We start from the raw sequence: 18,615 nt of genomic DNA on the forward strand, positions 1-18,615 counted from the left end.
AAATACTTCCAAATCTTTGGAATGAAAGACTTAAAAAAGTTAGTGAATTACCTGAACGAATTGAATTTGAGGTTACTGAACAAACTCAAATTGATGGACCAAGGATTTATATAAAGTCTAATGATAAAGCGTATAAATTAATACGAGAACTTTCTCTACCAAATATCACTTACATTTCAGCTGTTAAATTACTAGATAACAATGGTAAAGTATTTTATTATTTCCGACTATTTGCGGACTATTTTGGAGACGTTCAGCATCCTTACACAATTGAAAAAGAGCAACAAGAAATCGATGAACTCGAAAATACAGAAGAAAAGAAAGTATTATCAAGAGCTCGAATTGGTCAAGGAAAATATCGAGAGGAACTTTTAAAATTATGTCCTTTCTGCCCAATAACTTTAGTGTCTGATGATAGAATGCTAATAGCAAGTCATATCAAACCTTGGGCGAAATCAAACGATTTTGAGAAAACCGACCCATTAAATGGATTTATGTTATCGCCAACCTTCGACTTTATGTTTGACAGAGGTTTCCTTTCTTTTACTGACGACAAGAAAAGTATTTTATCACCTTTCTTATCGAAAATGACATATTCAAAATTGGGAATAAGTGATGGAAAAACATTTAGCCATTTGCCAGTTGATGGTCGAAAAGAATATTTAGAATATCATAGAACCGAATTACTGAAAAGATAAAAAACGTTGCCTAACAATGTATAAAAATAATAGCGGTTTAATCGCTAAAACGAAAGTAAGTAAATATAAAAAAGGTCTGTGTTTAACCGAAAAGTTAGTGTGTATAAATCCGCTACTATTCTTATACTAGACCGTTCTGGCCAATTGTCTACTTGGTTCATTTTGCGCCTACGCAGGACAACTGGCAAGAACATCATATAAAGCGAATAAGACGTTTTAAAAGCTTATTGTGAGGCTGTGATGTAAGAAAATTTCTGTATTTTTACTCAGACAATTTAATAACCAAAGAATAAGCGAGTACCAGCTAAAACGCCTTGTAGGCTTCCCTTTTTTTGAGATCATTAAAAAAAGCCTACCCGTTTAATAGGATAGGCTTTTAGGGCTCATTATTACCATTTTGTGTTTATAATGTCATTAATATAAATTGAATTATTTTTTGCTTAATTGAGGCTGAAAATTCTTTGCATAGCCTTATGCTACGGAAATAATTTTAAGTGAAAAAGAAAACTATGAAAACTTTATAAATTCAATTTGGTATAACATGTGTTTTACTGATAGGTAATTATGCCATCGCGATTATTAATATGAATGATAATTTCATCTATCCCATCAGAATTGCTTATTTTATAGTTCCGGCCATCCATTACAAAACCTATTTTAAATAACTGACCTAACGAATTGCGCTTTACCGTTTTAAACTCAAAATCTACACCTAGTTTTTTAATTCTATTCTCATAAGCATTTAATTGCGAGTCTGGTGTATCCACATTTATAAAAACACGATCATAGTATTCAAGTTTTAACGCTTTAGATTCTTGTCTAGGTAATGAATACATAATTTGAACAGCGTCTAGTGAATGATATTTTACTCTATTATTTACTTTATATGTTCCATTAAACTTTGGCTTAGTAGCAAATTCAAAATCCCTTTTTAACAAGAGCTCATTTTTTCTGTTCTTAAAACGTTCTTTACTCACATTTCTTAATGAATCGATTTGGACTTTTTTACCATAAATAAGGTTTGCCTTTTCTGCGTTTCTCAACTCATCTTGATACTTCTCGCCTTCAGCTTGATAAGCATTTATAACATCTCTTTCTTCTGGGCTTAATTGATATAATATTTCTTTATCCTTTTTCAAAATAAAGTCTGCATCACCCAGTGGTGATAATCGTAGAATGATCAAGTATTGACTTTCTTTTAAAGGATAAATATTTTTTAATAAACGTGCAGAAGAAGAAGGATCCATTTTTATAGTTTTATAAATAGCTCCTTTTTTAAATGAATTAAACTCTGCTCTACTAATAATTTTATCTTCATATAGATAAACCGCATTTGGGTCATCGTTTTCATTTACAGCATCATATTCACCTATAGTCCATCTTACAGCAGGCCTAGCACTTTTAAAATGTGGAGTACCTGATATTATGTTTTTACTTTTAGGAGTTTGAATGTAAAAAGACTGAGTCTCGTTAAATTCTTCTTTTTCTTCAGGGAATAAGTAGCTTTTTTGATCACCATTTATAGCTGCCGGATCTATACCTTTATATTGTTTTGATGCTTCACCTTCTACTTTAAAAAGATACCTACCATTTCCTCTATTGATATATAAAGTATCAATTTTTTGAATTGTAGATTTTTCAAAAATGTACTTCTTACCATTTGATATTACAAAGGCTTTGTTATTTTTAGTCGCATTATAGAAAGTGACATGACCTTTTTTAGTAACAATAACGACCACTCCATTTTTTCCTGCATCACCATATAGCGTGGTGGCGCTTTTATCTTTTAATACAGTTACAGATTCTATATCATGGTCATTAATTTTTTGTTCATAAAGAGGATCTTCATTAATAATTCCATCTATAATAACGAGTGGCTTTTTTACCTGTGAGATTCTTTCTGGTTTTTTGAATTCAGGTACAGCATAACTGTAGATCACATTTTGACTAGTAACAGTGGACTTTACAGGTGCAGTAATAAAAATTTTAACAGTGTCATTACCCATACGTTGAGCAATCTTACTTCTCACAGAGTTTGCTTGTGGTGAATTTACTTTTTCTTGTTTAATGGTGCGATCAAACTCTTCTTTAATTAAAGTCATGACATCTTCTTGGGGTAATTCTATAAACTCCATATCAGAAGAAGAAGAAGAAGAAGAAGAAGGAACCTTATAAAACGTATCATCTTTAGATAAGATAGCCTTAGAAATATCTTTACAATTAGTGAAATTCCATAATCTGTCATCACCTTCTACATCTCCTATCAAACATACATCATCGATACCTTTATTATTTTTTAATATATGTTCTGTTTTATGACCACGATTATCATTTAAACTCATTTTTATAGAAGTAAGCTTACCTTTTCTATACCTGAGCTTGCTAAATTTTAAATCTACATGATGATCTTCCTTTAAAGATTTTGTATATTTTTCTAATTCTTCTTTAGTAGTCGTTGATGTGATTTTAATGTAAACCAGTGCATCATCATAATTCACATTTTTTAAGTGAAAAGAGTTTTCATGTTGTTCATCTTCTTCATTTTGATCACTTTTCTCAATTTCAGACTTAGCGTTTGAGTTCTCCACATACTCCACCTCAGTAACGACATTAAAACTGTATAGAAATACCACAATGACTGGTAAAATGAGCGCATATTTATACATATTCCATCCAGCACTGGCTTCTTTTTGTAACATGATGATGCGTTTTTTAATGAATGGTGTGAAAAAATTATTTGCCAGCGCTGGTTGCAAGTGGAACGCGGCACTACTCAATAAAGCACGCTCATAACTCATTCCTGACTTGGTATGCGTTTTGGCCTCAGCATCGGCTATGAATTCTAGGTTCTCTCCTATTTGCTTTTTCAACCACCACGCCAGCGGATTCACCCAAAACACCGCTCGATATAAATGACTCAACAGCACGTCCATACTGTGCCACTGGCGTGCGTGTACTTTTTCGTGATCTAGAATAATATCCAGAGCAGCACTATGCTCCTCATCTTCACTATAGCATATGTAATTAAAAAAACTGAATGGAGTTAGCTTTCGCGAAAGCGTAACCATCACAAAGTTTCCCCTTTTCACTTTCTTTCCACTTGCGATCAGCCTGTATAACGAGCTGAGCTCTATACCCATTTTACCAAGAAAAAAGGTAACAACAGCTGCATATAAAAAGATCAATAGTTGCCCGTAATCCAATGGGGTTTCTACTGGTAAGGCTGGTTGCTCAAGAACCATAGCCATGGGCGTGGCAAATTGTTGCGGCGCATAATCATAAGTTACTGGCGGTTGCTCCACATAAACGACCTGAGTAATTTCTATGAGAGGAAACGTTATGGATGCTATGATACCTAACCACAAAAACCACCTGTTTGCTTGAAAAAAAGTGAGCCTGCGCAATAAAAAATGATATACTAACACAAAGATGCTCAGCACGCCGGCACTCTTAAAAACATATTCTAGTACAATTTCCATATTACTTTTCTTTAGATTCAATCATTTCTAAAATCTCCCGTAAGTCTGAGGCAGAGATTTTTTCTTCACTGGCAAAAAACGAGACCATATTTTTATAACTGTTATTAAAATATCGCGTCATAGCACTATTTACAAAGGTGTTGCGATAGACTTCTTTATCTACCAGTGGATGATAACGATGTGTTTTACCAAAAGCTTCATAACCCACATAACCCTTTTCCTCAAGCTTGCGTACTATGGTAGAAACGGTATTATAATGATTAGTACCAGATAGTTCTGGCACGATCTCTTTTACAAATGCTTTTTCTAATCGCCATAGCACTTGCATGATTTCTTCTTCTTTTTGGGTTAATTTTTCCATAATCATTTATTTTTTTTTCGGGCGATCCCTAGCCTTTCTGGCTAGGTCAGGCTATCGGCGATACACGGTATCTTGCCTCTATCCTTATCGCGTTTCAAATCTATAACTATTTTTTTAGTTATGAAACTATTATCGTAGTTATGAAACTAAATAAATAGTTTAAGAATACTTTACATTACTTTAAGTAAAGTTTATTTTACTTTTCTTCAAACAAAGCATACATTTGTAAAATGATATAAAACCTACTCTTATGAAAAATTATTTATTCCTGCATCGTTATAAGATGTTTGCAACCCTTATATTTTGGTTCAGTTTTATTACCTTAATCATTACTGAATTAAACGAATGGAGATTTGAATTTCTAGAAATCATTGTATTTTCTCCAGCTAATTCTTCTGGTTTTTTGTCAGATATTGTACCAGGTCCATGGGAATACAACAATATTCAAGATGAAATTTTAATAATAATTGCCGTGATGTCAGGGATTGTAATGTGCTTTTCTAAAGAAAAAATAGAAGATGAACTAATTAAAGAAATCAGGAAAAGTTCTTTAATATGGGCATTGTATGTTAATTATACGTTGTTTATAATCGTTTCAGTTCTTATTTATGGCATGCCCTACATTAAGGTACTAGTATTAAACATTTTCACACCTCTCATCGTATTCTACATTAGATTCCAATGGATGAAATATCGATTAAAAACTGCTAGCGATGAAGAATAAACTAAAAGTATATCGTGCCATACATGATTATACACAACAAGACCTAGCCGATAAAATACAGGTAAGCCGTCAGACTATTAATACCATTGAAAAAGGAAAGTATGTTCCCTCTACACTACTAGCACTTAAAATGGCGCAAGTGTTTCAAGTTCCTGTTCAAGATATTTTTCAAATAGAATACACGGACTGGAATCCTTCAAAATAACATCCATGAAATCTTTTTAAATTTCTTTCATTTTAAGAAGTTGCTTAAACCATTAAAGCGTGTAACTTTGTCGATTCATATTTTGTAGTTATGATTAAAATAACATTGCCAGACGGCAGTATTAAAGAAATGGAAAAAGGCACCACTCCTATGGATGTGGCCATGAGCATATCACACGGACTTGCTCGTAATGTCATAAGCGCTAGCTTTAACGATACTAAGGTAGAAACAAAAACCCCACTAGAAACAGATGGTAGTCTAGTCCTTTATACTTTTAAAGATGCCGCTGGTAAAGAAGCGTTCTGGCACTCTACATCACACGTAATGGCACAAGCTATAGAAGAGCTTTTCCCTGGTGTAAGTCTTACTATAGGACCTGCTATCGAAAATGGTTTTTATTATGATATCGATTTTAAAGAACATGCGATCTCTGAAAACGATATCCCTAAAATAGAAGCACGCATGCTAGAAATAGCGCGTGGTAAGCATGAATTTAACATGCGTAGCGTTTCTAAAGCCGACGCCCTAAAATTCTATAAAGACCAAAACAATCCTTTTAAAGTAGAGCTTATAGAAAACCTTACTGATGGTGAGATCACCTTTTGTGATCACGACACATTTACAGATTTATGTCGTGGTGGTCATATTCCGAACACTGGAATTATAAAAGCTGTTAAGATCATGAGTATCGCCGGTGCATACTGGCGTGGAGATGAGAACAATCCTCAACTTACTCGTATGTATGGGACTTCTTTCCCTAAACAAAAGGACTTAAAAGAATACCTAGAACTACTTGAAGAAGCTAAAAAACGCGATCATAGAAAATTAGGTAAAGAGCTACAGTTATTCACTTTCTCTCAACGTGTAGGTCAAGGATTGCCATTGTGGCTACCTAAAGGAGCTGCTTTACGTGAGCGATTAGAAAATTTCTTAAAAGCAGCACAGAAAAAAGCTGGTTATGAAATGGTGGTAAGTCCACATATAGGTTCTAAGGAACTGTATGAAACCTCAGGCCACTATGAAAAATACGGAGCAGATTCTTTCCAACCTATAAAAACTCCTAATGATGATGAAGAGTTTTTATTAAAACCTATGAACTGTCCACACCACTGTGAAATATATAAAAGTGCACAATGGTCCTATAGAGATTTACCGAAACGCTTTGCAGAGTTTGGTACCGTGTACCGTTATGAACAAAGTGGAGAACTACACGGTTTAACACGTGTAAGAGGTTTTACTCAAGATGATGCACACATATTCTGTATGCCAGAACAACTGGATAAAGAATTTAAAGCCGTTATTGATTTAGTACTTTATGTTTTCGGTTCATTAGGTTTTGAGAATTTTACAGCTCAAGTAAGTATACGCGATCCTAAAAAACCAGAAAAATATATAGGCGACACTAAAAACTGGGAAATTGCTGAAAATGCAATTATTAGTGCCGCAAAAGATAAAGGACTGGATTATATCATAGAAGAAGGCGAAGCTGCTTTTTATGGTCCGAAACTGGACTTTATGGTGAAAGATGCACTAGGTCGCAGCTGGCAACTAGGAACTATTCAAGTAGACTACAATTTACCAGAACGCTTTGACCTATGGTACAAAGGAACTGATAATGAGTCACATAGACCCGTAATGATTCATAGAGCACCCTTTGGTAGTATGGAGCGATTTATTGCTATTTTATTAGAGCACACAGGCGGTAATTTCCCGCTGTGGTTGATGCCAGAGCAGTGTACTATTCTCTCGCTCAGCGAGAAATATGAAAATTATGCTAAACAAGTGGCTAATTTGCTAGAAATTAACGAAATTCGCACTACGATCGATAATCGTGCCGAGACTATGGGTAAAAAAATACGTGAGGCAGAGATGAACAAATTACCTTACATGCTCATAGTAGGAGAACAAGAAGAAAAAGACGGCACAATTTCTGTACGTAAACATGGTGGAGATGATTTAGGAAGTATGAGTGTTGAAGCTTTTAGCCAACATATTAAAGACGAAGTTGCCTCTACCATAAAAACATTTGAAGTTTAACATACCCGAGTAGTCGGGTTAAAATTATATAGCCATAGCAATAAGAAGACGCAGAAGCCGCGGACCGGCTCGAATTATCAAGGAAGACAAGCACGCAATTAATGAAAAAATACGTGCCAGAAAAGTACGCCTAGTAGGTGAAGGAGTTGAACCACAAGTTATAGACACTCGCGATGCGCTTGCCAAAGCCCGTGAGATGGAATTAGACCTTGTAGAGATTTCACCTAAAGCAGATCCGCCGGTAGCAAAAATCATGGACTACAAAAAGTTTGTCTATGAACAGAAGAAACGTGAAAAGGTGATGAAGGCTAACGCCTCAAAAGTAGTCATCAAGGAAATTCGTTTCGGACCTAATACTGATGATCACGATTACGAGTTTAAAAGAAAGCACGCTGAAAAATTCCTTAAAGAAGGAGCAAAATTAAAAGCTTATGTTTTCTTTAAAGGACGTTCTATTATCTATAAAGATCAAGGTGAAATTCTATTATTAAGACTTGCTCAAGACCTAGAAGAACTAGGTAAAGTAGAGCAAATGCCTAAACTAGAAGGAAAACGCATGAATATGTTTCTTGCCCCTAAGAAAAAATAGGTAGATATCAATAAAAATAGTATTTTTGCAGTCCTCAAAATGAGGGCTGTTTTTACATATTACAGCCAGCAGGCTGAGAATGCGAGAATTAAAAAAGGAAATTATGCCTAAAATGAAAACTAAATCTAGTGCTAAGAAGCGTTTCAAGCTTACTGGTACTGGTAAGATTAAAAGAAAGCACGCTTTTAAGAGTCACATCCTTACTAAAAAAAGTAAGAAGCGTAAACTAGCTTTAACGCACTCAGGACTTGTGCACAAAGCAGATGAAGACAATATCAAGTTACAAATGCGTCTTAAATAAGACACTGCTGTAAACCTTGATGGTTTATTAATTAATAAATAACCCAGTAGAAAGGCTTATCAAGAATTCATTAAAGAATCGCCTCCTACTAAAAAATTAAAATTATGCCTAGAGCAAAAAACAGAGTAGCGAGCAGAGCTCGTAGAAAAAAAGTGCTTAAACAAGCAAAAGGTTACTTCGGACGTCGCAAAAACGTATGGACAGTAGCAAAAAACGCAGTAGAGAAAGCGATGTCTTACTCTTACCGCGATAGAAGAAATAAGAAAAGAACGTTCCGTGCCCTATGGATCACACGTATCAATGCTGGTGCGCGCATGCATGGAATGAGCTACTCACAGTTTATGGGAGCTGTTAAGAAGAATGACATCGAGTTAAATCGTAAAGTTCTTGCAGACTTAGCAATGAATCACCCAGAAGCTTTTGAAGCTGTAGTAAACAAAGTAAAATAATTAAGGTGTAACCACCTCTCGCAAATAGAAAATCCCATCAGCAATGATGGGATTTTTTTTATACACTCATATCAGACACTAAAACAGCGTCTCCTCCAGTATTTTAAGAGATTTAAAATAAGCTATAGCTATATTCATCACTATAAGTATAGTTAACACCATCACCGTCACAACAGTCCATAGCTCTTTACTAGCAGAATCAACAGCATAGAAAGGTGGTATAAAAAAGGAAACTATTACTCCTATTCCATAAACCCAGCAATGCTTTTTAAGCTGCTTTGCAAAAGTAATATTCCATAAACGATAAGCCTCATCTGACTGTCTTGCAGCCTTAGGCACATTATTCATATACATATAATGGCGCTTTTTAGGCATATACTTAACACTAAAATGAGCGATTACATAAACTACAATAGCACAAATCACACCACTAGAAAACAGCATTATATTAATATTCATACTTTATTTACATATTTCCATCTATCACATACCCAAATTTTACACCTAAGAAAGTTTTAATTCAATCTATAAACGCCTCCTATATTAAGGTTTATAAAATTACCAGCACTTAACTGTGTCGTTAAGTCCCAGTTAGTAAAATGATAAGTTGCACCTAGATCTACTTTATAACTTTCCTGCGTCTCACTGAGAATCTCAAGAACCTCGTTTAAGGTGCGCAAGAATATACCATCATCACCCATTAATTTGTAATCGATCCAGCTGCGGTTATAAGCGAGCGCCGTGTTAAAGGTCCATTTATCATAATTCTTACTCGCAATCACCTGAAATAAAACGGCATGAGCATCTACTAGAGAGCCATCAATTACAGCAAGAGGCTGCGCATTTTCATTAGATCGCAGCTCATAGGTGTCAAAGAATAGATTCAAATCAAATAAAGAGTAACTCGTTAAAAAAGCAATTTCCACTGGACGTTCTTCTTTAAAAAAGTACTGAGCAAGGTTATGCTTCACTCCTACTCCATAAATCGCATAATTAGACTTATCAATTTTTATGTTTGGTGAGTATCTTAAAACCAGCTCAGTTTCCTGCCACAACCCTACACCTACTTGCAAAAAGGGATATGCTAAAAAACCTGTATCCACACCTTCAAAAGCCTGAAATTCATAACTTTCACCATCTAGCGTGAAGTCAAAAAAAGTGCGCTGTTCACCACCTAGAGTTGTAGGGATAGAAGCAGCCTGTCCGTCTCTTATCCTTAAATTGAGTAGTTCTGAATTATCGATACTAAAGTTCTTTTTATTTTCTGGAAATACCAGAGCGTTTCCATGCAACCCTACAGTGACTTTAAATGTATCTAGTGATCGAGCACTAGTATACCATCCTGCGCTAGATTGCATTACAGACGCCTCTGCAGCAGGCTGTACGTATCGATCAGTAATAAGCAACATATCAGTAAGAACATTCCCTAGATCATTCTGGGATTTTGAGAATTCCGCTTTCGCGAAAGCGAGAAAACAACAAATTATAGTAACTTTAAATTTCATATGGTTGATTAAAGACCGTGAAAATAATTAAAAACGTATTATGATAGTTACAACAACAGATTTTATTCCAGGACAAGAAATAGGCGCTATTCTAGGTGTCGCTAGAGGTAGTACCGTAAGAGCACGTAATGTAGGTAGCGATATATTTGCTGGATTAAAGAATCTAGTAGGTGGAGAAATCGACGAATACACAAAACTACAAGCCCATTCCAGAGATCAAGCGATGCAACGCATGGTAGATGATGCCAGAAGATTAGGTGCAGATGCTGTAATTAATATACGACTTACCTCTTCAATGGTTATGCAAGGAGCGAGCGAAATACTTGCTTATGGTACTGCGGTCAAACTTAAGTGATATGATAGCCCTTTTTATCATGCTCTTATATGGCCTAGGAATAATGACCTGCGTGGGAATAACCATTTACCTCATTGTTAAACGATTAGAAAACAAAGGAAACGAAGGTTTTGAAGAACGCGACTGGTAAAATGAGTTGGCTCCATTATTGAACTAAGGAATAAGCTTATTTTTGCATTATAAAATTTAGACATTGTGCGCATAGATATCATCACTCTTTTACCAGAACTCATAAAAAGTCCCTTTGAAGCCTCCATATTAAAAAGAGCCATTGAAAAGAATCTGGTAGAAGTACACATGCACGATTTAAGAAGGTATGGTCTTAACAAGTACAATCAAGTAGATGATTATCAATATGGTGGTGGCGCAGGAATGGTAATGATGATAGAACCCCTTGATAAAATGATCTCAGAATTAAAAACAAAAAGATATTATGATGAAATTATCTATATGACACCAGACGGTGAAACCTTAAATCAAGGCATCGCAAATCACATCTCACTCAAAGAAAATTTAATGATTATATGCGGTCATTATAAAGGAGTAGATCAACGCGTAAGAGATTTATATGTCACTAGAGAAATATCCATAGGAGATTATGTATTAAGTGGCGGCGAGTTAGGTGCAGCTGTTTTATGTGATTCTATCATAAGATTAATACCTGGAGTGATTAGTGATGAGACTAGCGCATTAACAGATAGTTTTCAAGACGGATTACTAGCACCACCGGTGTACACCAGACCAGCAGACTATAAAGGTCACAAAGTACCTGAAATCCTATTAAGTGGCAACTTGCCTGCTATAGACTTATGGCGTGAAGAACAGGCGCTGGAACGCACTAAAGCAAGAAGACCTGATCTTTTAAACGATATTTAACTTTTCTTATTCATTTAAAAGTTTAACTTTACTGCTGTATTACTAAGTCATGAAACATTTTATACTCTTCTTATTCATTATGACCATTACTAGCCCAGCAATGATTGCTGCGCCAGTTAATCATAACGTGGTAATTCTAGAGAATATAGATCTAGACACAGAAGATGAATTTACATTACTTACTAATCCTGTAAAGAATGGTGTTTTAAAACTACGAGTAAATAAAACTAACACCACAAATGTGGCTGTAACCATCATTAACTCATTAGGCGAGCAAGTTTTTACAGTAAAAAGCGCCGTTAACAAGCAAGTCATGAACTTTGATGTATCTAAACTTGCTGCTGGAATTTATTTCTTACGTATTTCAAGTGATGATCAGAGTATTGTAAAAAAACTGATCATACAGTAAAACATTTAAGTTTACTTTTTATTTTTTTATATTTATTTTGTTGGAATTGAAGAAGTTTGTACTTTTGCCGTCTGTAAAAAATAACCTCTGACGATAATCGTGTATGTTGCTTTTTAGTAAAAACATTTAATTCCAATTTATTATGGAACATTTAGTAAAGTTCGTTCAAGACGAATTTATAGAAAAAAAAGATTTCCCTAAGTTCAGCGCTGGTGACACCATTACTGTATTTTATGAAATTAAAGAAGGAGAAAAGAGTCGTACTCAGTTTTTCCGTGGTGTAGTAATCCAAGTTAGAGGAACTGGAGCTACAAAGACATTTACAATTAGAAAAATGAGTGGAAACATAGGTGTAGAGCGTATCTTCCCTATCAATCTTCCAGCAATTCAAAAAATTGAATTAAATAAAGCAGGATCTGTACGTAGAAAGCGTATCTACTACTTCCGTGAGCTTACTGGTAAGAAAGCTCGTATCAAAGAAGCTCGTAGAAAATAATCTATCTTCTTATACAATTTTAAAAGCTGCCTTTTTAGGCAGCTTTTTTTATACACTAACATGAAAATCTTAAAATCATTTTCACCTCTTATACCAATAAGATTTTAAATAAGCTCTGTAAATATTATATTTGTGAGACTTCTTTAAATCTAATTTTTAGAATAATTTATTACTAATACATAAAACTCAATACATGTCTGATAAACCTACTATCATTTATACAAAAACAGATGAAGCTCCTGCGCTAGCCACAGCTTCTTTTTTACCTATCGTAAAAAAATTCATTGCTCCAGCTGGCATAGACATAGTAACTAAAGACATATCACTAGCCGCACGTATCTTATCATCTTTTAACGATCGCCTGGAAGCAAGTCAACAAGAAGAAAATGCACTGGCAGAGTTAGGTGAGTTAGTAAAAAAGCCTGAGGCAAATGTTATTAAACTACCTAACATAAGCGCATCCATACCTCAACTTAATGATGCCATTAAGGAATTACAGGCCAAAGGATACAACATACCTGAATATCCTGAAGATCCTCAAACTGACGAAGAAAAAGACGCTAAACAACGCTATGATAAAATTAAGGGTAGCGCTGTAAACCCAGTATTGCGTGAAGGTAACTCTGACCGTAGAGCTCCTAAACCCGTAAAAATGTATGCGCGCAATAATCCACATAGCATGGGAGCATGGAGTAACGATTCAAAATCTCATGTTTCTACTATGACCCAAGGTGACTTTGCTCATAACGAGAAAAGCTTTACCACAGATAAAGACGTGACTGTTCATATTCAATTAGTAGATCAAGATGGTAAGACTCATGTTCTAAAAGAAAACTTAGCTCTACTAAAAGGAGAAATACTAGACGCAACTTACATGAGTAAAGCCACATTACTTGATTTCTTAGAAAATCAAATGGTAGACGCTCGTGAAAAAAATGTACTTTTCTCTTTACACATGAAAGCTACTATGATGAAGGTTTCTGACCCTATTATTTTCGGTCATGCAGTACGCACTTTCTTCAAACCCGTTTTTGATAAATACCAAGCAGACTTTGATCAACTAGGTGTAGATGTAAATAATGGTTTCGGTGATTTATTGAGTAAGTTAAAAGATCTACCAGAAAATAAAAGAAAAGAAATTCAAAACGCTATAGATCAAGTAATGGATCACCGTCCAGATCTAGCCATGGTAAATAGTGATCACGGAATAACTAATCTACACGTTCCTAGTGATGTTATTATAGATGCCTCTATGCCGGCTATGATTAGAAACTCTGGTCAGATGTGGAATAAAGACGGGAAATCCCAAGACACTAAAGCCGTTAGTCCAGACAGCTCTTATGCTGGTATTTATGACGCAACCATAGAATTCTGTAAAAAGAATGGAGCTTTTGACCCTACCACTATGGGTACTGTTCCTAATGTAGGTCTTATGGCTCAAAAAGCTGAAGAATATGGTTCCCATGATAAAACCTTTGAAGTACAGACAGCAGGAAAAGTACAAGTAGTAGATACTGATGGTACGGTACATTTAGAACACACTGTTCAAGCTGGTGATATATGGAGAGCTTGCCAAACTAAAGATGCACCTGTTCAAGACTGGGTAAAACTCGCAGTAACTCGCGCTCGTGCAAGCCAGACTCCAGCCATTTTTTGGTTAGATAAAAACCGTGCACACGATGCACAAATTATTGAAAAAGTAAATCTTTACCTTAAAGATCATGATACTACTGGATTAGATATCTCTATTGCTTCGCCTATTGAGGCTACAGAGCGCACATTGCGTCGCATGAAAGATGGAAAAGACACTATCTCTGTAACAGGAAACGTATTGCGTGATTATAACACAGACCTCTTCCCTATTCTTGAAGTAGGAACAAGTGCAAAGATGTTATCTATCGTACCATTAATGAATGGTGGTGGATTATTTGAAACCGGTGCTGGTGGTAGTGCTCCTAAACATGTTCAACAATTTGAACAGGAAAACCACTTAAGATGGGATTCTCTAGGAGAGTTTCTAGCACTTGCTGTATCTCTAGAACATTTTGCTGTAAAGTATGATAATACTAAAGCACAAACCATAGCCGATGCTTTGGATAAAGCTACAGAAAAATTCTTGTTAAATCGTAAATCTCCATCTCGTAAGGTAAATGAGTTAGATAATCGTGGATCCCACTATTACCTTGCTCTGTACTGGGCTCAAGAGCTTGCAAATCAAACTAAAGATGATATGCTAGCAACAGAGTTTGCTACCGTTGCAAAACAACTGGCAGATAATGAAGCAAAAATTAACGATGAGCTTATCGCTGTTCAAGGAACATCTATGGACATAGGCGGCTACTATAAAGCAGATCCTGCCAAAGAAGAAAAAGCGATGAGACCTAGTGAAACCCTTAATGCGATAATAGGATAATATCAAAAACAACAATTAAATAGTCCAATATTTCTGTTTAAAATCCTGATTGTTTTACAATCGGGATTTTTTTTTACGATTCAGCACTCCTATACTACCATTGAGTAAAGAATAGAAAGGTGACAAGTTCAACCATACCTATCTTTAATAAAAATCAAAATCATGTCACTATACAGCACGTCATATACTATTTTAATGTACCTGCATTTAGAAACTGTAGTTCCTTGTATATTTTTAGGTGCTTATCTCCTACTCTTTAGAAAAGGGAACAACTTACATAAAGTGCTCGGTAAGGTATATATGACTTTAATGATGTTCACTGCCATCCTTTCTTTATTTCTTCCTGCCTTAGTGGGACCACAATTCTTAAAACATTTTGGATGGATTCATTTATTTAGCTTACTAACACTATACAGCATTCCTACGGCGCTTATTGCTGTAAAAAAAGGACAAATAAAAAAGCATAAAATTAAAATGGTGCTGCTCTACGTAGGCGCCATAATGATTGCAGGTGGTTTTACATTAGTTCCAGGAAGATATTTGCATGGTGTATTTTTTGGGTAACATATTTTGAAAACGCTTTCGCGAAAGCGTGATACACAGCATATCATATATCTATACAGCTTTAAGTCTCTTTATTAAGACAATTAGACAAAAAACAAATGGCATGATGCAGCTCCATTTAAGGCTATGGCAAATCGTTTACTAGATGTGCCAGCGCTTTACCTACTTGATTAGGGTAACCATAAACGGGTGCCGCTTCACAAATATGAATATACTGTGGTAGCTCATCGCTCATCTCTAGAATTTCTTTAACCGTTTTGCGCAATCGCTCCATAGTTATGCCTGTAGGTGATTGAGCACTGGAAGGAAAGTTTGCAACCACGTCCATATCTATTTCTAAACCATAATTTGCAGAATCAACATGATTTATTGCTTTTTGCACCTCTTCTGTAACATTAGTATAATCATATTGATATTTCGAATATGCTAACCTCAAATCATCATGTAGTAAACGTTTCATGGGCTGGCTCAAATAATTTTCTTGTAAGCCTATCATATAATAGTTACGCAAATAGCCTTGTTCTATAGCGTGAGAAAAACCGTTACCACTATGTCTTCCACTAGCAGTACGCAAATCTGTATGAGCATCTATATTTATGGCGGCTATTCCATTAAAGGCTCTTAAAATAGGATAACAGTTATTATGTCCACCACCTATAATCACTGGTATTTTTCCTGTTGCTATAATTTCCTTTATAACGATGGTAACTCGACCGTCTAATTTCTCAACCGCTTTGCTTAATTGTATTCTTTGATCATGATGAGCGGCGTGTAAGGATTCACAAGCGTTCATGAGATCATCTACTATTACATTACCGAGCACACAAAAACGGCCAGCATCATTATCCTCATGATGTTGTAAGTTGAGAAAAGCTCCTAAAAAAGCACTCCATGCTCCAGCTGCACCTGCTCTACCAAAGTTTGCTCGTACTCCTATGTCTTCTGGAATTCCTATCAGAACATAATCGGCTGTAGATTTTTTAAGTTCTTCTATGCTAGAACAAGTTGCTACGGCATGAGCAAAGGTTTTTGAATCGTCTTCTAGTTCAATTCCTGAAGAATCTTCTATGGAAAGTCGTTCACTATAATACTTCAACAAATCTTGACGAGTTAAAAAATTGAAATGGTTCATGTGTTAGGTTTATAAGTTCTACCTTTAAGGAAACGGTAAGATGGTTATTTGTAAATGATTTTTTCTTATATAAAAGATACTTTTACAGAGCACTGTTCCACTTGAAACGGCTCATGACCATTATTCATTTTAATTAATTCTCCAAGGCGGATTTAATCTATTCTCACCGGCATGGAAAAGAATAATTTGATTCCCATCTAGGTCTTTCAATCTGGCCTCACGCCATAGCCAGGTCTGGTCTGTAGGTCTAAGAGTGAATTCAATTCCTGAACTCAGCAATTCCTCAACTTTATCGTCTAAATATTTACACTCAAAATAAACATAAATACCATCTCCTACCGGTAGTTTATCTGTTTGATGAATAGAAAAAGTTGAATTTCCATCTGGACATTTAAACCTAGCATAATAAGGCAACGATTTTACAATCAATTTCAAGCCAAGTTTCTCATAAAACGGAATGGATCGCGTTAAGTCTAATGATGGTATGGTGACTTGATTGAGATTCATGACTAGTTATTTATATCATATCCATTCACAAATACTTTATCTATGATAGAATTACCAAAATTATAAGGCACCGCAGCGATCGAGTCAATATTTTTAAAGAACAACAAGTTAGCTCGTTTTCCTTTAGTAATACTACCTACTTCATCTTGTAATCCCATAGCATGAGCAGCATTAACTGTTAAGGCATTAAAAGCGCGTTGTGGCGTCATTTTCATTTTTATACAAGCCAGGGAAAACACAAAATTCATATTTCCAGATGGTGTACTTCCGGGATTATAATCTGTGGCAAGTGCTACAGCTATGTTTTGATCGATCATTTCATTCATGGGCGCATAATCCAGTCCTAGAAAAAAAGAGCAACTAGGTAGTCCCGTAGCAATGGTACTCGATGCCGCTAGTGCCTCATAATCTACAGCAGTCATTACCTCTAGGTGATCTACACTTACTGCACCAGCTTTTACAGCAGCCTCGATGGCTCCTATCGCATTAAACTGATTTACATGAACTTTGGCCTTTAATCCATAAGCACTACCAGCTTCTATAACTCGCAACATCTCATCCACAGTAAAGTAATTTTTCTCGCAAAAAACATCTATATAATCGGCTAGTTGTTCTTTTGCAATCGCTGGTAGCATCTCTTCTATAATGAGTTTAAGATAACCATCGCGATCTTCTTTATAAGTTAATGGAATAGCATGAGCACCTAGAAAAGTCGCTTTAATAGGAATATGATTTTTCTCTTGAAGTCTATTTACGACTCTTAAAATTTTGAGCTCACTCTCTACACTTAATCCATAACCGCTTTTCACCTCTATAGATGTGGTTCCCATTGCCATAAGATCATTTAATCGCTGTTGTGCTTGATTAAATAAATCTTCTTCACTCATAGACGCCAGTTTTGCGGCACTGTTAAGAATACCACCGCCACGAGCAGCGATCTCTTCATAGCTAAGTCCGTGGATACGGTCTTCAAATTCTTTTTCTCTTGTAGCCGCAAAAACTAAATGGGTATGAGAATCTACATATCCTGGTGTAATGATATGATCCTCGCAATTATAAACCTCTTCGGCAGGATGTGGCTGGAGTTGATCCATAGAACCATAATCTATGATACAACCATGTTCTACAAATAAATAAGCGTTTTTAATAGAAGGTGTCTCATCCATAGCGGCACCTCTTAATGGTTCTTGAGTATGCTCACGCACTTGAACCAGTTCTTTTATATGAGTAAATAATATAGACATAACGTGAAGATAATATTTTTAATAAGCTTGTTAAAACCTTTACATAAGAGACTTTTAAGTTGAGAAAAACTTAACATAATAATTAGGTAACTTGAACCGCTTTAAAAACAGATTATGGCTCGTTAAAAACGATCTACAAACACTATTTGTGTAACACTGGAACTCTATAAGATAAAAAATACGGTGGTGCTACTGCTGCACTTTATATATCCACCTCTTATGATTACCGCGATGCAGGTACAGTGCCTACTTTAATAGAAGACATAGAGCA

At 35.4% G+C, this 18,615-nt stretch carries 21 protein-coding genes; 14 read left to right on the forward strand and 7 right to left on the reverse strand.

Annotated elements, in window-relative coordinates; translation table 11 throughout:
• The coding region (locus ACTF48_RS05235) for an HNH endonuclease (protein WP_438962093.1) at window positions 1–698 on the forward strand (698 nt) is incomplete at its 5' end.
• 548 nt (window positions 699–1,246) lie between these two features.
• On the opposite strand, the gene ACTF48_RS05240 is transcribed toward ACTF48_RS05235, so the two are convergent.
• Together ACTF48_RS05240 and ACTF48_RS05245 are read right to left on the reverse strand one after the other, a co-directional pair.
• Window positions 1,247–4,177, reverse strand: coding sequence for a M56 family metallopeptidase (locus ACTF48_RS05240; RefSeq protein WP_438962094.1), 2,931 nt, complete (start codon window positions 4,175–4,177; stop codon window positions 1,247–1,249).
• A 1-nt stretch (window position 4,178) separates the two neighbouring features.
• Window positions 4,179–4,538, reverse strand: a complete 360-nt coding sequence (locus ACTF48_RS05245; protein WP_438962095.1) for a BlaI/MecI/CopY family transcriptional regulator — start codon at window positions 4,536–4,538, stop codon at window positions 4,179–4,181.
• A gap of 250 nt (window positions 4,539–4,788) precedes the next feature.
• Here ACTF48_RS05245 and ACTF48_RS05250 point away from each other — a divergent pair, with 250 nt between their 5' ends.
• The 6 genes from ACTF48_RS05250 (at window position 4,789) to rplT (ending at window position 8,843) form a co-directional block, all read left to right on the forward strand.
• On the forward strand, window positions 4,789–5,262 hold the full coding sequence (locus tag ACTF48_RS05250) for a hypothetical protein (protein ID WP_438962096.1): 474 nt from the start codon (window positions 4,789–4,791) through the stop codon (window positions 5,260–5,262).
• Window positions 5,252–5,467, forward strand: a complete 216-nt coding sequence (locus ACTF48_RS05255; protein ID WP_438962097.1) for a helix-turn-helix transcriptional regulator — start codon at window positions 5,252–5,254, stop codon at window positions 5,465–5,467. Before ACTF48_RS05250 ends, ACTF48_RS05255 begins: the two co-directional genes overlap by 11 nt.
• A gap of 90 nt (window positions 5,468–5,557) precedes the next feature.
• On the forward strand, window positions 5,558–7,504 hold the full coding sequence (gene thrS, locus ACTF48_RS05260) for a threonine--tRNA ligase (RefSeq protein ID WP_438962098.1): 1,947 nt from the start codon (window positions 5,558–5,560) through the stop codon (window positions 7,502–7,504).
• A gap of 73 nt (window positions 7,505–7,577) precedes the next feature.
• A complete protein-coding gene (infC, locus tag ACTF48_RS05265; RefSeq protein WP_438962141.1) occupies window positions 7,578–8,093 on the forward strand; it encodes a translation initiation factor IF-3 in 516 nt (171 codons plus the stop codon).
• Window positions 8,094–8,196: 103 nt separating this feature from the next.
• Entirely contained in the window at window positions 8,197–8,394 is a 198-nt protein-coding gene (gene rpmI / locus ACTF48_RS05270) for a 50S ribosomal protein L35 (protein WP_438962099.1), read from the forward strand.
• Window positions 8,395–8,498: 104 nt separating this feature from the next.
• A complete protein-coding gene (gene rplT, locus ACTF48_RS05275) occupies window positions 8,499–8,843 on the forward strand; it encodes a 50S ribosomal protein L20 (protein ID WP_438962100.1) in 345 nt (114 codons plus the stop codon).
• Window positions 8,844–8,921: 78 nt separating this feature from the next.
• Here the strand turns inward: rplT and ACTF48_RS05280 are convergent, their stop codons facing one another.
• Window positions 8,922–9,302, reverse strand: coding sequence for a hypothetical protein (locus tag ACTF48_RS05280; protein ID WP_438962101.1), 381 nt, complete (start codon window positions 9,300–9,302; stop codon window positions 8,922–8,924).
• Between the two features lie 56 nt (window positions 9,303–9,358).
• Window positions 9,359–10,348 (reverse strand): DUF6588 family protein, encoded by a 990-nt coding sequence (locus ACTF48_RS05285; RefSeq protein ID WP_438962102.1) that lies wholly within the window; start codon window positions 10,346–10,348, stop codon window positions 9,359–9,361.
• Between the two features lie 40 nt (window positions 10,349–10,388).
• Here ACTF48_RS05285 and ACTF48_RS05290 point away from each other — a divergent pair, with 40 nt between their 5' ends.
• From ACTF48_RS05290 to ACTF48_RS05320, 7 genes are all read left to right on the forward strand, one after another.
• Window positions 10,389–10,703: a YbjQ family protein gene (locus tag ACTF48_RS05290; RefSeq protein ID WP_438962103.1), complete on the forward strand. Its 315-nt coding sequence runs from the start codon at window positions 10,389–10,391 to the stop codon at window positions 10,701–10,703.
• 1 nt (window position 10,704) lies between these two features.
• Window positions 10,705–10,833, forward strand: a complete 129-nt coding sequence (locus ACTF48_RS05295; RefSeq protein WP_438962104.1) for a hypothetical protein — start codon at window positions 10,705–10,707, stop codon at window positions 10,831–10,833.
• Window positions 10,834–10,898: 65 nt separating this feature from the next.
• Window positions 10,899–11,579 carry a tRNA (guanosine(37)-N1)-methyltransferase TrmD gene (trmD, locus tag ACTF48_RS05300; RefSeq protein ID WP_438962105.1) on the forward strand — a complete coding sequence of 227 codons (681 nt, stop codon included), beginning with the start codon at window positions 10,899–10,901 and terminating at the stop codon, window positions 11,577–11,579.
• Between the two features lie 49 nt (window positions 11,580–11,628).
• Complete coding sequence (locus ACTF48_RS05305) at window positions 11,629–11,988, forward strand: T9SS type A sorting domain-containing protein (RefSeq protein WP_438962106.1); 360 nt, start codon at window positions 11,629–11,631, stop codon at window positions 11,986–11,988.
• A 142-nt stretch (window positions 11,989–12,130) separates the two neighbouring features.
• Entirely contained in the window at window positions 12,131–12,484 is a 354-nt protein-coding gene (gene rplS / locus ACTF48_RS05310; protein ID WP_438962107.1) for a 50S ribosomal protein L19, read from the forward strand.
• A 193-nt stretch (window positions 12,485–12,677) separates the two neighbouring features.
• Window positions 12,678–14,897: an NADP-dependent isocitrate dehydrogenase gene (locus ACTF48_RS05315; protein ID WP_438962108.1), complete on the forward strand. Its 2,220-nt coding sequence runs from the start codon at window positions 12,678–12,680 to the stop codon at window positions 14,895–14,897.
• Window positions 14,898–15,059: 162 nt separating this feature from the next.
• On the forward strand, window positions 15,060–15,461 hold the full coding sequence (locus tag ACTF48_RS05320; RefSeq protein WP_438962109.1) for a DUF2306 domain-containing protein: 402 nt from the start codon (window positions 15,060–15,062) through the stop codon (window positions 15,459–15,461).
• Window positions 15,462–15,585: 124 nt separating this feature from the next.
• Here the strand turns inward: ACTF48_RS05320 and ACTF48_RS05325 are convergent, their stop codons facing one another.
• The 3 genes from ACTF48_RS05325 to hutI form a co-directional block, all read right to left on the reverse strand.
• Window positions 15,586–16,593 (reverse strand): formimidoylglutamase, encoded by a 1,008-nt coding sequence (locus tag ACTF48_RS05325; RefSeq protein WP_438962110.1) that lies wholly within the window; start codon window positions 16,591–16,593, stop codon window positions 15,586–15,588.
• Window positions 16,594–16,722: 129 nt separating this feature from the next.
• Window positions 16,723–17,100, reverse strand: a complete 378-nt coding sequence (locus ACTF48_RS05330; RefSeq protein WP_438962111.1) for a VOC family protein — start codon at window positions 17,098–17,100, stop codon at window positions 16,723–16,725.
• 2 nt (window positions 17,101–17,102) lie between these two features.
• Window positions 17,103–18,344 (reverse strand): imidazolonepropionase, encoded by a 1,242-nt coding sequence (hutI, locus tag ACTF48_RS05335; RefSeq protein ID WP_438962112.1) that lies wholly within the window; start codon window positions 18,342–18,344, stop codon window positions 17,103–17,105.
• Window positions 18,345–18,615: the final 271 nt, after the last annotated feature.

It is taken from the genome of Nonlabens sp., assembly GCF_965660805.1.
Taxonomy (GTDB): Bacteria; Bacteroidota; Bacteroidia; order Flavobacteriales; family Flavobacteriaceae; genus Nonlabens.

Bases quoted from the DNA above. Each gene is read 5' to 3' on its own strand.
- ACTF48_RS05240 (WP_438962094.1), bottom strand. From the start codon at position 4,177: ATGGAAATTGTACTAGAATATGTTTTTAAGAGTGCCGGCGTGCTGAGC.
- ACTF48_RS05245 (WP_438962095.1), bottom strand. From the start codon at position 4,538: ATGGAAAAATTAACCCAAAAAGAAGAAGAAATCATGCAAGTGCTATGG.
- ACTF48_RS05250 (WP_438962096.1), top strand. From the start codon at position 4,789: ATGAAAAATTATTTATTCCTGCATCGTTATAAGATGTTTGCAACCCTT.
- ACTF48_RS05255 (WP_438962097.1), top strand. From the start codon at position 5,252: ATGAAGAATAAACTAAAAGTATATCGTGCCATACATGATTATACACAA.
- thrS (WP_438962098.1), top strand. From the start codon at position 5,558: ATGATTAAAATAACATTGCCAGACGGCAGTATTAAAGAAATGGAAAAA.
- rpmI (WP_438962099.1), top strand. From the start codon at position 8,197: ATGCCTAAAATGAAAACTAAATCTAGTGCTAAGAAGCGTTTCAAGCTT.
- rplT (WP_438962100.1), top strand. From the start codon at position 8,499: ATGCCTAGAGCAAAAAACAGAGTAGCGAGCAGAGCTCGTAGAAAAAAA.
- ACTF48_RS05280 (WP_438962101.1), bottom strand. From the start codon at position 9,302: ATGAATATTAATATAATGCTGTTTTCTAGTGGTGTGATTTGTGCTATT.
- ACTF48_RS05285 (WP_438962102.1), bottom strand. From the start codon at position 10,348: ATGAAATTTAAAGTTACTATAATTTGTTGTTTTCTCGCTTTCGCGAAA.
- ACTF48_RS05290 (WP_438962103.1), top strand. From the start codon at position 10,389: ATGATAGTTACAACAACAGATTTTATTCCAGGACAAGAAATAGGCGCT.
- ACTF48_RS05295 (WP_438962104.1), top strand. From the start codon at position 10,705: ATGATAGCCCTTTTTATCATGCTCTTATATGGCCTAGGAATAATGACC.
- ACTF48_RS05305 (WP_438962106.1), top strand. From the start codon at position 11,629: ATGAAACATTTTATACTCTTCTTATTCATTATGACCATTACTAGCCCA.
- rplS (WP_438962107.1), top strand. From the start codon at position 12,131: ATGGAACATTTAGTAAAGTTCGTTCAAGACGAATTTATAGAAAAAAAA.
- ACTF48_RS05315 (WP_438962108.1), top strand. From the start codon at position 12,678: ATGTCTGATAAACCTACTATCATTTATACAAAAACAGATGAAGCTCCT.
- ACTF48_RS05320 (WP_438962109.1), top strand. From the start codon at position 15,060: ATGTCACTATACAGCACGTCATATACTATTTTAATGTACCTGCATTTA.
- ACTF48_RS05325 (WP_438962110.1), bottom strand. From the start codon at position 16,593: ATGAACCATTTCAATTTTTTAACTCGTCAAGATTTGTTGAAGTATTAT.
- ACTF48_RS05330 (WP_438962111.1), bottom strand. From the start codon at position 17,100: ATGAATCTCAATCAAGTCACCATACCATCATTAGACTTAACGCGATCC.
- hutI (WP_438962112.1), bottom strand. From the start codon at position 18,344: ATGTCTATATTATTTACTCATATAAAAGAACTGGTTCAAGTGCGTGAG.